At 39.7% G+C, this 13,171-nt stretch carries 11 protein-coding genes and 1 riboswitch; of the genes, 6 read left to right on the top strand and 5 right to left on the bottom strand.

Going from position 1 to position 13,171, the window contains the following annotated elements:
• Positions 1-77: 77 nt before the first annotated feature.
• The 4 genes from ACFSGI_RS00550 to ACFSGI_RS00535 form a co-directional block, all read right to left on the bottom strand.
• Positions 78-1,106, bottom strand: coding sequence for an EAL domain-containing protein (locus ACFSGI_RS00550; RefSeq protein WP_204826439.1), 1,029 nt, complete (start codon positions 1,104-1,106; stop codon positions 78-80).
• Positions 1,107-1,349: 243 nt separating this feature from the next.
• Positions 1,350-3,635, bottom strand: coding sequence for a bifunctional 2',3'-cyclic-nucleotide 2'-phosphodiesterase/3'-nucleotidase (locus tag ACFSGI_RS00545; protein ID WP_204826438.1), 2,286 nt, complete (start codon positions 3,633-3,635; stop codon positions 1,350-1,352).
• A 334-nt stretch (positions 3,636-3,969) separates the two neighbouring features.
• Complete coding sequence (locus tag ACFSGI_RS00540) at positions 3,970-4,146, bottom strand: aspartyl-phosphate phosphatase Spo0E family protein (protein WP_204826437.1); 177 nt, start codon at positions 4,144-4,146, stop codon at positions 3,970-3,972.
• Positions 4,147-4,439: 293 nt separating this feature from the next.
• Positions 4,440-4,856: a pyridoxamine 5'-phosphate oxidase family protein gene (locus ACFSGI_RS00535; RefSeq protein WP_204826436.1), complete on the bottom strand. Its 417-nt coding sequence runs from the start codon at positions 4,854-4,856 to the stop codon at positions 4,440-4,442.
• Positions 4,857-5,094: 238 nt separating this feature from the next.
• Positions 5,095-5,206: riboswitch (TPP riboswitch) on the top strand.
• A 118-nt stretch (positions 5,207-5,324) separates the two neighbouring features.
• On the opposite strand from ACFSGI_RS00535, the gene ACFSGI_RS00530 reads away from it, so the two are divergent.
• Genes ACFSGI_RS00530 through ACFSGI_RS00510 form a run of 5 tightly spaced genes read left to right on the top strand, consistent with a single transcriptional unit; the run spans position 5,325 to position 9,086 of the window.
• Complete coding sequence (locus ACFSGI_RS00530; protein ID WP_204826435.1) at positions 5,325-6,362, top strand: ABC transporter substrate-binding protein; 1,038 nt, start codon at positions 5,325-5,327, stop codon at positions 6,360-6,362.
• Positions 6,363-6,387: 25 nt separating this feature from the next.
• Positions 6,388-6,678: an MTH1187 family thiamine-binding protein gene (locus ACFSGI_RS00525; RefSeq protein WP_069329593.1), complete on the top strand. Its 291-nt coding sequence runs from the start codon at positions 6,388-6,390 to the stop codon at positions 6,676-6,678.
• Positions 6,679-6,686: 8 nt separating this feature from the next.
• Positions 6,687-7,484 (top strand): ABC transporter permease, encoded by a 798-nt coding sequence (locus ACFSGI_RS00520; protein WP_204826667.1) that lies wholly within the window; start codon positions 6,687-6,689, stop codon positions 7,482-7,484.
• Positions 7,471-8,289 carry an ABC transporter ATP-binding protein gene (locus tag ACFSGI_RS00515; protein ID WP_204826434.1) on the top strand — a complete coding sequence of 273 codons (819 nt, stop codon included), beginning with the start codon at positions 7,471-7,473 and terminating at the stop codon, positions 8,287-8,289. The genes ACFSGI_RS00520 and ACFSGI_RS00515 overlap by 14 nt, the downstream gene beginning before the upstream one ends.
• Positions 8,289-9,086 (top strand): TatD family hydrolase, encoded by a 798-nt coding sequence (locus ACFSGI_RS00510; RefSeq protein ID WP_204826433.1) that lies wholly within the window; start codon positions 8,289-8,291, stop codon positions 9,084-9,086. Before ACFSGI_RS00515 ends, ACFSGI_RS00510 begins: the two co-directional genes overlap by 1 nt.
• Positions 9,087-9,158: 72 nt before the next feature.
• Here ACFSGI_RS00510 and ACFSGI_RS00505 read toward each other — a convergent pair whose 3' ends face one another.
• On the bottom strand, positions 9,159-11,453 hold the full coding sequence (locus ACFSGI_RS00505) for an ATP-binding protein (RefSeq protein ID WP_204826432.1): 2,295 nt from the start codon (positions 11,451-11,453) through the stop codon (positions 9,159-9,161).
• Between the two features lie 262 nt (positions 11,454-11,715).
• Here ACFSGI_RS00505 and ACFSGI_RS00500 point away from each other — a divergent pair, with 262 nt between their 5' ends.
• Positions 11,716-13,170: an MDR family MFS transporter gene (locus ACFSGI_RS00500; RefSeq protein WP_204826431.1), complete on the top strand. Its 1,455-nt coding sequence runs from the start codon at positions 11,716-11,718 to the stop codon at positions 13,168-13,170.
• Position 13,171: the final 1 nt, after the last annotated feature.

The raw sequence follows: 13,171 nt of genomic DNA, 5'->3' as shown, positions 1-13,171 counted from the left end.
AAGCAAGGCATACATCGAGTATACCTTGCTTTTTTTATACATAATTCCACTTAATTATACATTCAATATTCAATGAATTAACCTAGCTTTTGACGAGGATGTTCCTCAGGTTTCCCAAATAAATAACCTTGTGCTAATTCAATGCCGATACTACGACAAAAGTCGTATTCTTCACGTCGTTCGATACCTTCTGCTAACACCGTCGAACCATGTTTTTGAGAGCGTTCCAAAATATGAATAATTTTTTGCTGTTTCTCAGGCGAGGTATCACAATAATCAATTAAGCTACGATCGATTTTGACATAATCGGGTTGAAGGTGATCGATTAATTCAGGCTTGGAAAATCCTGAACCTACATCATCTAAAGCAACAGAAATTCCATTGCTACGATAGACATCAAAAATATTTTGTAATTTAGGCATTTCGATAATATTTTCTGTTTCTACCACTTCAAATACAAAGTCTTTCGGATTCAGGTGGAGACGTTCAATAGCGGCAAACGTATGACTTAAACAATACTGCGGGTTGTAGATAGAAGAGGGTAAAAAGTTAATAAAACGTTTGATCCCTGGTTGTAAATATTGAGCACTCGTCTCAATCGCTGAAATACGAGCCGCCCGATCCAAAAATGAATGTAACCCTGTCTGATGAGCAATATCGAATAAGCGATATGGTTGAAATGTAGGCCCATGCATAATAGGGCGTAACAAAAATTCGTAAGCCACTACTTGCTCATGTTGATTCACAATCGGTTGCATATGACTGGTAAACTGCTTTTGTCGAATAATTTCGACAACATCATCATGTTGTAGTCGGTTAACAAATACAGACAATGGCAACCATACTGGCTCGCCACCAATATCGTCTGAACCTAACAAACCTACAGATACACAAGATGTAATTTCTTCAGGTAAACTACGTACCCAGTGCATAATATCCAGCATCTGTTCTCTTGATTGATATGAAATAGAGCAAATATCTTCCATGATATACGTATCATAAGACTGTTGTCGAATTAGATTTTCAAGAGAAGAAGAAAGCGGTCGCAAGGACACTGTTCCTTGGTCTTCTATCGGTTGAACATAACTGCAACCGCTACAATTCATAGAAATCCTCCTTAATATTAAAACAAAAACGTAGAATACACATGAAAATTAATCGACTTTAAAGAGAGTTACTTTATTTTTAATTTCTTTTATTATAACATCCTCAACCCAAGACCACATTAGGCATTCAGTATATTATCGGCTTCATAGTCGTATTTTTGAATACACCAAAGACTGCAATATAGTGACTATTGCAGTCTTTGAAGTTGATGCGTCTATTATCCCACTTTATTCAAGTTGCTATTAACTAGCAGGGATCTCGATCGCATCTCCAACTTGAAGTTTCGTTGGGTCTGTAATTTTATTATATTTTGCAAGTTCTTCCCAAGTTACGCCATATTTCAGACTGATACGATACAGATTATCACCTTTTTTGATGATATACGTTTGCTTGTCTGTAGGTTTAGCTGGCTTATCTACAGCCGGTTTGGTTGGTTTTGGAGCTGGAACTGGTTTTATTGCTGGTTTGGCAGGCTTCGCTGGTGTTACTGGTTTCACCGGTTTAGCAGGTGTTACTGCTGGCTTGCTACCTGCTGCCGCGCTGGACAGATTGATCGAATATTTAGCAAAGCCATCTGCTGCTTCACCTACATAAGCGATTGGATCTGCTCCTGCTACTGCTTTGGCACTGGACAATGCGTCTTTTGCTTTTGGAGAAGTGTTAAATGTGACTGTTGGATTGCCTTTGATTGGTGCAAGTGACCAGTTGCCATCAGCAGCCGGATTGATTGTTTTGTTTTCACGAATATAATCGATAATCACTTGGCGGTTCTCGTCTGGTGCAGCTAGAATGATGCGTTTGCCATCTGGGTTCGCCAATTTGGACGAAGAAGCACGATAGTTATTCGTCGCTACTACAAATTTTTGTTCAGGATCAATCGCTTTACCGTTAAATTGCAAATTCACAATACGGTTAGAAGATGCGTTCAGAACAGCACCTTTTGCATCATATTTAGGTGGTTGTGTTACATCAATTTGGTACGTAACCCCATCAATAACATCAAAGTTGTATGTCGGGAAATCCATATTGATTAACGCTTGCTCACCAGATTTAGCTGGATCGATTTGATTGAATTGTCCTGCTGACCATTCCAACCAGTTTTTCACTTCTGCTCCATTTACAAGAACAGCGTGAACTGTATTTGGATATACATAAAGATCAGATACGTTTTTGATCGCTATTGTTCCTGCTGGAATATCTGTGTAATAATTTGCTCCTGAACGTCCACCTGCTTTGAATGGAGCACCAGCAGAAAGAATCGGCAAGTTCTCATACTCTGTACCTTGAAGTTGTTTCTCCAGGTACCATTTTTGAGCATTGGTTACGATCTGGATCGATGGATCGTCTTCTACCAGTGCAAAGTAACTGGTAATACGAGCTGTTGATTCACCTACAGGCCCGCGGATATAACCTAATGTTTCTTCATGTTCATGGTATACAGAATCAACTACGCCTTGATCTGCATCGACTAATGCTTTTTTGGTAGCCGTATCATAGATTGGACGAGCTTCTACTTTAGAATTAGATACTGTCCATTTGTCGCCTTGTTGTTTGAGTTCAAGATCAATAATACCTAGGTGATCGCCCCAGAAACCTGGCTCTACCGAAGGAACGCCATTAATTGTCCCTTTTTCTAGATCAACGCCTGTTTTACCAGCGAAATCAGCACTAGGGAATACTTTGTGTGCATGTCCGAACATAATCGCATCGATACCTGGCACTTTGCTCAAGTACAATACGGAATTTTCCATCAATTCTGTCTGAGGAATATCTTCAAAACCAGAATGCGGAACAGCAATAATAATATCTGCGCCTTCTGCTTTCATTTGTGGAATAAATTTGTTCGCTGTTTCAACGATATCTTTGGCAACCACTTTCCCCGACAAGTTTGCGCTATCCCATTGCATAACTTGTGGAGGTACGAAGCCGATAACACCTACTTTAATAGTATGTTTGGCTCCACTTTCATCGGTTACTTCTTTATCCAAAATCAAGTAAGGCGTAAAGTAGTTTTTCTCGCCTTTGCCTGTACCATCATCTGTATAAATATTTGCATTTACATACGGGAAGTTAGCGCCTTTGATAGCATTACCCAAGAAATCCAGACCATAGTTAAATTCATGGTTACCGATATTTCCTGCATCATATCCCAATTGGTTCATCGCTTTGTAGACAGGATGCACTTCGCCTGCTTTTAAAGGATTAACTTTGGCTACATAATCACCTAACGGATTACCCTGCAATAGATCACCATTATCAATCAATACACTATTGGTTGCTTCGGCACGCGCATTTTTGATCAATGTCGCTGTTTTGGCATATCCGTATTGATCTGTGGCTGCATCTGAATAGTAATCATAGTTCATCACGTTCACATGAATATCTGTCGTCTCCAACAAACGCAATTTCACTGTAGCTTCAGAAGAAGTGGCTTCGGCTGCAAAAGCAGGAACTGCCGACACTGCAAACAATTGCAGCGCTGCGATGACAGTAATTGCTTTTTTAAATGTTTTGTTTCCCAAATTCAAAATAAAAAACCCCTCCCAAATATATTCGCATTTGCTCCACCTTTTCCTATATAATCTCTTCGCCTTATATGTATAACAGCATGACCAAACAGTGACACTACACTTTACATGCTGATTTTTAGAAAAATCATATCTAAAATCATGATTTAGAGTAGGCAGATATATAGGAAAAAGGCTACCAAAAGAAACGCATGATAGAATTGTATACTATCGGCTGATATATTTGAAGGGTTATTAGTTCTATTTTTTATGAAAATAAGATTTAATTTGCGAAAAATCCTATAATTTACATGATTATGTCATGTTTCTTTTCATAATTGATAATTTATTAAGACTAAGGTGTTAAAAAATTAGTATTTCGATCTTTATATTGAAAATACATATCTAAAATTCGATCTAATTGTTCTGATTGGTCTAACACACGATAATCGCGCATACCATGTTCTTCTGCCATCTGGTTCAATATGCGGCGTTCCTGCTCAATCTGTTGTTCTATTTGTTTTAAGTTCAAGGAAACCACCTCCAGTATATTTCCTTATATCTTGCTATACATGGAACTCTCATTTTCTTCCATCATCGTCAATTTACAGATTATCCTATAGAATATTTCTATATACCTTTTTATACCTTATTTGAGTATACCTTATCAAGTTCCTCAAGTACCTATTTTATCCTTTTTATGGAAAAATAAAGACGAAAAAACTCGGAATTTGAATTTTGCAGTCATTCTCTTGTTTCGCAAATTTCAAATTCCGAGTCGTTTATGTGATGACTGCAATACTGAACACTTAAAGCTTGATCAGATTACGCAGTCCACGTTTTTTTGTTACCGTCTTGATCTGTATATTCAATCGTTTGTGGTTTGATATCTAAGATCACATAATCAGGATCTTCTGGACCGGAGAACCATTCTTTAAATTCTTCTTTCCAGACACGTTTTTTCAATTCGTCATCGGTAGATACAGCACTTACACCTTCGATTTCAACGACTTGATTAGTGCCGCCTTTTTCATAACCCAACAATACATAACAGTTCGGATTTTTTTCTAACTCTTCGACTTTATGTGTTTTACGGTTTGTCGCGAGATGAATATTTAAGCCTTCGTTATATAGTGCCATGTAGCGTACTTTAGGTTTGTCATTTTCTACTGTACCTAGTGCGCAAAATGGATTACCTTCTAAAGCGGTCAAAATGGCTTGTTCTTCAGCTGTTTTACTCATGATCAATCTCCTCCTGTATATAAACGTATGGGTATTCAATATCTGTATCTATGTATATCGATTCGATACGTATAGAAAAATATTGAATGGAACTTTTGTTAGTTACAAACTTCCGTATATGTAAATACCCTTAGACAGCGAGACTGAACCGAAATGCACTCTCTTTTGCTGATGACACCGGATTCTCTTTACTGGACAGTTGATACCCTCTGGTCTATAATTACAATGTAAAAAAACCGCATATGTACAGGGGAGCTAGTTGCAACTGGCTGAGAGTGTATTGTGATAAATACAGACCCTTATACCTGATCTGGATAATGCCAGCGTAGGAAAGTAACAAGTCGTTATATGCTGTACTCTAGCTTATAATTGCACCTATGTCGTCCCGATGGGGGCGTTTTTTTTATGCCTTTTATCCAGTACTACAGGATTGACTATTTGAGCTAGAAGAAAGAAGGATGACTGTTCATGAGAATTCAAAAAAGGTGGCGTCAAAGCTTACCCTGGTTAATGGTAGGCTTATTATGGATCACCACTGCATGTGGTTCAGCAACAAGCACAAGTAATACAGCTAATCCAACAGGATCAACATCTGGACTGAAAGATGTTAAAGTCGTCCTAGACTGGACACCCAATACGAATCATACCGGCTTATATGTTGCTCAAGCTAAGGGCTACTATAAAGAAGCAGGATTAAATGTTGAAATTATCGCTCCTGGTCAAGGGGGAGCAGATACGATGGTTGCTTCTGGTGAAGTACCTTTTGGAATCAGCTATCAAGAAAGTGTAACTCAAGCGCGGGTACAAGGTGTTCCGTTAGTCTCTCTTGCAGCAGTTATCCAGCATAATACATCTGGCTTTGCCGCTCCTACCGATCGCGGAATCAAAAGCCCTAAAGATATGGAAGGCAAATCCTATGGTGCATGGGGATCGCCTGTTGAAGAAGCTGTCATGAAATCGATTATGGATACAGATGGCGGCGATGTCAGCAAAGTCAAAAGTGTGAATATCGGTAATGCGGATTATTTTACAGCCGTACAAAAAGGAATCGACTTTGCTTGGATATTCTATGGTTGGACAGGAATTGAAGCAGAACTTCGCGGGCAACCGTTAGATATGTTATATGTAAAAGATTATTCAGATAAGCTCGATTATTATACACCTGTTATCGTCACCAATGAGAAGCAGATCACTACTGATCCTGCATTGGTCAAATCATTTATGGCGGCAACAAGTAAAGGGTATCAGTATGCGATTGCTCATCCAGACGAATCAGCAGATATTTTACTTAAAGCAGTACCTGATCTTGATCCTGCATTGGTCAAAGCCAGTCAAAAATGGTTATCTCCACGTTATCAAGATGATGCCAAACGCTGGGGCGAGCAAAAACAATCGGTCTGGGCAGGTTATGCAGATTGGATGTTCAAGCAGAAATTGCTGGATAAACCGTTAGATGCAACCAAAGCGTATACCAACGATTATTTACCTGAAGCAACCAAATCATAAATCGATATTTAAGGAGATAACTACTATGGCACATACCCTTCTCAGTATTCAGGTTATTCCCAAAACTCAAGCCGGTGAGAATTCTTACGATTATGTTGATCGGGCAATAGAAGTGATTCAAGCATCCGGTGTGAAATATGAAGTGCATCCACTGGAGACCACGATGGAAGGCGAACTCAGCGAATTGTTGGAAGTGGTTCGGCAAATGCACGAAGCGTTGGTGGAAAAAGGAAGCCCTAGTATTATTTCTCAGATCAAAATTGCGCATAGTCCATCTGGAATCAGTATGGATGGATTAACCGAGAAGTACCGCTAATGTCTACGATGAATACATGGTGGAAACGGTTATGGCCGCCCCTCGGGGCGGTTGTTTTATTACTGATTATCTGGCAACTTGCGACCAGTCTATTCCATATTGAGACATGGATTCTTCCCAGCCCTGCATTGATTGCACATGAAGCATGGAGCGAGAAAGATCGACTCGGCTTGCATACATGGGCGACTTTACAATTGACGCTATCCGGTTTTAGTATCGGTGTTGCTTTTGGATTACTGGTCGCAGGAGTTCTTCATTATATTCCTTTTCTACGTTCAGCCTTATATCCCTTATTGATCTTGAGCCAAAATATCCCTACGATTGCTCTGGGGCCGTTACTTGTGATCTGGTTCGGATTTGGAATATTGTCTAAATTAATTGTTATTATTCTGGTGTGTTTTTTCCCGGTTACGATTGCGGCGCTTAGCGGACTAGCGACAACCGATCGCACGATGCTTAATTATATGCAAATGATCGGTGCTTCTAAACACCAGATTTTTTGGAAATTAGAATTACCTTTTAGCTTACCTTCGATCTTTTCGGGAGTTAAAATTGCTGCTACATATAGTGTGATGGGCGCGATTATCGCTGAATGGATAAGCAGCAGTGAAGGTATCGGCTATTATATGATGTTGCAAAAATCAGCTTTCCGCACCGATCATATGTTTTTGGCAATACTGGTAGTGGTAGTGATCAGTCTTGTTTTATTTATGCTAATTAATATGCTCGAAAAATGGTGTGTTCGCTGGCATCATCCTGTACAAATGCGTGCTGTCAAAGGAGGTTCTAAAGATGTCGCTAAATAAACCTCAACATGCCACTTCATCGATCAACAGCTCTACACCGCTATTAGCGTTACAAGGAATCGGCAAATCTTTTACACAGGGTAAGCAATCGTTACATGTGCTTCAGGAGATTTCACTGCATGTAGAGCAAGGTGAATTTGTATCGATTATCGGCCCTTCCGGTTCCGGTAAAAGCACCCTTTTGCAAATGATTGGTGGTGTAGTGCTTCCCGATCAAGGGCAAGTGCTGTTGGACGGGCAAAATATAACCGGTCGTAAAGGATTGAGCGGTTATATGCCTCAACAACCTGCTTTGATGCCCTGGCGTACGATTGAAGATAATGTAATTCTAGCGCGCGAAGTGGCAGGGTTACCACGCAAAGAATCGTTAGCATTAGCCAGACAATGGTTAGATAAAGTGGGATTGGGTGATTTTGCATCATCTTATCCACACACTTTATCTGGAGGAATGCAACAACGGGTTGCTTTTTTAAGAGCATTGCTAGGCCCTCGTGATCTTCTTTGTCTGGATGAACCATTTAGTGCGTTGGATGCTTTTACACGCAGTGAAATGCAATCATGGCTATTGAATATTTGGGAAGAAAATAGACGTTCGGTTATTTTTGTCACGCATCATATTGAAGAAGCGTTACTACTTTCAGATCGAATCTATGTCCTGTCTCGTCGCCCTGCTACTGTATTGCATAATATTGTTGTTCCTTTTCCCCGTCCAAGACGTGAAGAGATTACCGATGATCCACAATTTATTGCTCTGCGTAGACAATTGATGAATGCGATGCGTCATTCTGATGAAGGTGATCTGTGATGAAGCCTGTCTATGCTCCACTAATCGATAGTCATATCCATCTGGATCAATATCAAGATCAAGTGATTGAGCAGATGATGCAATCACTGCCCGAATATCAGATCAAGTCGCTAATTACTGTCTCAATGAATCTGTCATCCTGTCAGCGCAATGAGAAGCTGTTCCAGCAATATCCGTCTGTAGTTCGACCTGCTTATGGATATCATCCTGAACAGCCTCTACCCGACTCGCAGGAGCTAGAGACGTTATTGTTGTGGATAGAGCAACGTATAGATCAGATCGTAGCGATTGGTGAGATTGGATTGCCTTATTATCTGCGACAAGAAGCGATCGCACGTGGCGAGAAATTAGATGAACAAGGATATATAGAGGTATTGTCTGCTTTGCTACAACTTGCTGCCTTTTATCACAAGCCGGTGATTTTACATGCAGTCTATGAAGATGCAGAGATCGCTTGTGACCTTTTAGAGAAATATGGTGTCACTCAGGCTCATTTTCACTGGTTCAAAGGATACCCCGCTACGATCCAGCGTATGATTGAACATGGTTATCATATTTCATTTACGCCAGATATTGAATATGAAGCTGAGATTCAGCAGTTAGCAACTTTATATCCCCGGCATCTCGTTATGGCTGAGACCGATGGGCCATGGGAATTTGAAGGTACTTTTGCCGGACAGATGACTCATCCACGTATGACTGCCAATGTAGCTCAAACATGGGCAAAGATTCAACAGTTATCAGAGCAAGAAGCTCGCCATCTACTCTATCAAAATACAGTATCGTTTTACACATAATAAAAGGCACATTGTCTATGTATCAGACGATGTGCCTTTTTCATTAATTATATATTGGATTATCAGTCACTGTTATGATTGTACAATCGTATTATCCGAAAGCTTCGAGTCGGTTAACCATACTAAAATAACAGATAACAACTGCTCCACATTCATTGGTTTACTGATATAATCCGATGCTCCTGCTTCGATACATAATTCACGATCATCTTTCATTGCTTTGGCGGTTAGCGCGATAATCGGTAAGTCTTTCCACTTATCTTCTAAGCGAATCCAACGCATCGCTTCATAACCATCCATAATTGGCATCATCATATCCATCAACACAATGTCTGCAGGTTCCGCATTTAATAACGCAATCGCTTCTTCTCCGTTCTGTGCACTACGCACATGCATGCCTTTGCCTTTAAGCACACCTTCCAAAGCAAAAATATTACGTAAATCATCATCCACTACAAGCACATTTTTACCTTGTAAACGCGCTAATGAATCTTGTTGTTCTTCTTGATCCATCCATGTTGGTGGTAATGGCTTCGTTACAGGTTGTCCTTCAGCATTAACCATAAGAGAAGGAAGATATAATGTAAATGTACTTCCTTTGCCTAATTCACTTTGAACCGTAACATACCCGCCCAAAAGCTTAGAGAACTCGCGGCAAATCGATAATCCTAGTCCGGTTCCTCCATATTGACGATCGGTCGTACCGTCTTCTTGTTGAAAAGCTTCAAAAATTAAATTTTGCTTGTCTTCTTTGATTCCTATGCCTGTATCTGTTACTGAGATCGCTAGCATATAATCCATTTGTTCAGGCACACTATATCCTTTAGCTGCAATCGATGTATCTGCTAAAGCAATATGGATCGTAACGGAACCTTTACTGGTAAATTTAAAAGCATTGGATAACAGATTTTTGAGAATTTGCTGTAATCGTTTCTCATCTGTATAGAACACGTCCGGTACATTCTCATCGATAAGAGATTGGAACTCTATCCCTTTTTTCTCGGCAATTTTGTCAAAACTGTATCCCATCACTTCAGGAAGATCATATACGGCTACAGAATCACGTTGTACTTCAACCATGCCTGCTTCGACTTTGGATAAATCCAAAATATCATCGATTAATGTCAACAAATCTTGCCCTGAACGATGAATCACTTCTCCAAAATGAGGGGTATCATCATCTTCATGACTTTTTTCTTTTTCACTGATCAATTGGGACAAAATCAAAATACTATTCAGTGGAGTGCGTAATTCATGCGACATATTTGCTAAAAACTCTGATTTGTATTGTGAGCTCCGACTTAATTCTTCAGAGTAAAGTTGAAGTTCTTTTTGTGTAATTTGCAATTCTTCTGTTTTGATCTCGGCATAATGATTGCGCTCACGAAGTTGCTCATTTGTCGCTTGAAGTTCTTCTTGTTGTACTTGTAATTCTTCTTGTTGCGCTTGCAATTCTTCTGTGAGTGTCTGAGATTCGCGTAACAATCGATCCACTTGCATACGATTATCGATATTATTAACAACCACACCAAACGTAGATGCGATCCGTTCGATAAGCTGTTGATGGGTTTGCGAAAAGTGGTGAATCGTTCCCAATTCAAGCACGACCACAGTACGATTTTCAAATAAAATCGGGATAATCATAATCTCTTGAAGTGCAATTGAAGTTGCACCTGTCTGAATACGTATAGGGTAATCGGCTGGAGCTTGAATAATACGTGTCTTTTTCTCCAGAGCCGTTTGTCCAACGATACCTTCACCCATTTTAAATTCAGCTAACGTTTCATTCATATCACTATACATAGCATAAGAAGCTTGTTTTTTGAGAACATTAGTCTCCTGTTGCTCTTCGCAAAAATAAAAAATACCATATGCTGCATCGACAACAGGTGCTAACTCACTCATAAATCGTTCTGCTAGCTCATCAATAGCATTTACATTTCGGTATACATTTCCAATATGGGCTAAGTGTGTCTGTATCCAATTACTTTCTTCTATATGTGTATTAAATTCATTAGCCTTTTGAGTATGCGATTGTAATGTGTCAGACATTTTGTTAAAAGCTGTAGCTAGATTACCAATCTCGTCATTAGCTTTGATATCTAGACGTGGTAAAGGTTCTGATGAATCAAAATCGATTTGTTGGATCACTGTGGTGACTTGTTTTAATTGATCAGTCGTTCTCCTGATCGTCAATAAAGCAATCGTTATGCCAATCACAATCAGAATAACAGCTAATAGTACAATGGTTAGTACCATACCTGTAGAAGAGCTATTTCGAAATATCATAAATTCAATAACCATAAATAAAATAGCTACGGTTAGAACTATGCTAAATCCCAAAATCTGCTGTTTTTTGTAATTCATTTTCTAGACAATCTTCCTCTCTGTTCTGCTATTTTCATTTTGTTGTAGAAAGATATGGTTATATCAAGAATACGCTAAATTCCTGCGCTTGTCTTGATTACATTCATTTTTTTTGTAAAAAATGGTCTGCTCATGACAAGTGTTCGTATTTTCCAAATAACCTTGACGTTAAAAATATTCTGATATACGATGTGCAGTGCTTCAAATCGTCTTCTTTTCGTTAATAATACACATCTTTACTCAGGAAGAAGGAACAGTATCTATGTCCAAAGCAACCAATCGGTCTATGGTCACTATAGGTTTGCTTGCAGCCTTATTTATCGGTGCCCTCGATTCAACTGTAGTTAGTACAGCATCACCACGTATTATCTCTTCACTTGGAGGATTAAGCCTGATTAGTTGGATCTTCTCTATCTATACATTAACAACCTGTATCGCTACTCCTATCTTTGGTAAGTTAGGCGATTTGTTCGGTCGTAAATCGATATTCGCTATCGGACTGGGTGTATTTGTTCTCGGTTCTATTATGTGCGGATTCGCTAACTCGATGACTGAATTGATCTGGTATCGTGCGATTCAAGGAATCGGTGCAGGTGCGCTTACGCCGGTAACATTTACTATCGTCGGTGATCTGTATCCTGGCAAAGAACGTGCGAAAGTACAAGGACTTTTCTCATCCGTATGGTCAGTAGCCGGACTGTTTGGTCCACTGGTAGGCGGTTATTTTGTCGATTATATCTCATGGCGCTGGATTTTCTTTATCAATCTGCCTGTAGGGATTATAGCGATTTTGTTTATCTTTATTTATTTTCATGAATCTTTTGAGAAAAAGCAAAAATCGATCGATTATGCAGGAGCGATCACATTTACAATTGGGATGACAGCTTTATTGTTAGCTCTTTTGACAGGTGGAGAAGAATACGCCTGGGGATCGCCAATGATTATTGGTTTATTTATAGTCACTATTATTTTTATGTTTTTATTTTTGCGAATTGAAAAACGAGCGGTGGAACCTATGTTACCGTTATCGTTATTTCATTCCCGCATTTTATCGATTCCCTATGTGCTTGGATTCTCTACACGTTGGATGGTAATGGGGGTAACCGTTTACTGTGCACTCTGGATTCAGGATGTATTCGGCTATAGTGCGACCAGTGCTGGACTGGCTCTTATGCCGATGTCGATTGCATGGCCTGTAGCTTCAACATTAGCCGGACGCTGGATGTATAAAGTAGGCGCCAAATTATTGATTGTACTTGGCTCTGCACTCGTCTTAGGAGGCAGTCTATGGCTTGCTCTTATGCATGCTCAGTCTTCGTACGGAGTGATTGTAGGCTCATTGATTCTGATCGGGCTTGGTATGGGCTTTATCGTTACTCCATCTCTTGTCGTTATTCAAGGTGCGGTTGGCTTCCAGATGCGTAGTGTGGCTACATCGACGAATACGTTAATGAACTCACTAGGACAGACTATTAGTGTAGCTGTATTCGGGATGGTGTTCAATGCGATTGTAACAACAGGTACAGCATCTCAACTAGCTTCTGGTATTCATTATGTATTTATATTGATGTTTGCAGTGTCTGTTTTGAATCTGATTATTGCGCTATTTTTACCATCCAGTCAGCAATTGTTCAATGCAATTCGAGAACATGAAGCCCCGAAAGGTAATCCACCTCAAGGTCAGCCTTCTGCTCAACCTGCACTGGAACGTAGCTAAC

It is taken from the genome of Paenibacillus nicotianae (assembly GCF_042681745.1).
Taxonomy (GTDB): domain Bacteria; phylum Bacillota; class Bacilli; order Paenibacillales; family Paenibacillaceae; genus Saccharibacillus; species Saccharibacillus nicotianae.
This window is presented reverse-complemented; position numbering and strand designations above follow the sequence as displayed.

Excerpts from the sequence above, each read along its gene's own strand:
- ACFSGI_RS00550 (WP_204826439.1), bottom strand. The coding sequence starts at position 1,106 with ATGAATTGTAGCGGTTGCAGTTATGTTCAACCGATAGAAGACCAAGGA.
- ACFSGI_RS00535 (WP_204826436.1), bottom strand. The coding sequence starts at position 4,856 with ATGAGTAAAACAGCTGAAGAACAAGCCATTTTGACCGCTTTAGAAGGT.
- ACFSGI_RS00530 (WP_204826435.1), top strand. The coding sequence starts at position 5,325 with ATGAGAATTCAAAAAAGGTGGCGTCAAAGCTTACCCTGGTTAATGGTA.
- ACFSGI_RS00525 (WP_069329593.1), top strand. The coding sequence starts at position 6,388 with ATGGCACATACCCTTCTCAGTATTCAGGTTATTCCCAAAACTCAAGCC.
- ACFSGI_RS00520 (WP_204826667.1), top strand. The coding sequence starts at position 6,687 with ATGAATACATGGTGGAAACGGTTATGGCCGCCCCTCGGGGCGGTTGTT.
- ACFSGI_RS00515 (WP_204826434.1), top strand. The coding sequence starts at position 7,471 with ATGTCGCTAAATAAACCTCAACATGCCACTTCATCGATCAACAGCTCT.
- ACFSGI_RS00510 (WP_204826433.1), top strand. The coding sequence starts at position 8,289 with ATGAAGCCTGTCTATGCTCCACTAATCGATAGTCATATCCATCTGGAT.
- ACFSGI_RS00505 (WP_204826432.1), bottom strand. The coding sequence starts at position 11,453 with ATGAATTACAAAAAACAGCAGATTTTGGGATTTAGCATAGTTCTAACC.
- ACFSGI_RS00500 (WP_204826431.1), top strand. The coding sequence starts at position 11,716 with ATGTCCAAAGCAACCAATCGGTCTATGGTCACTATAGGTTTGCTTGCA.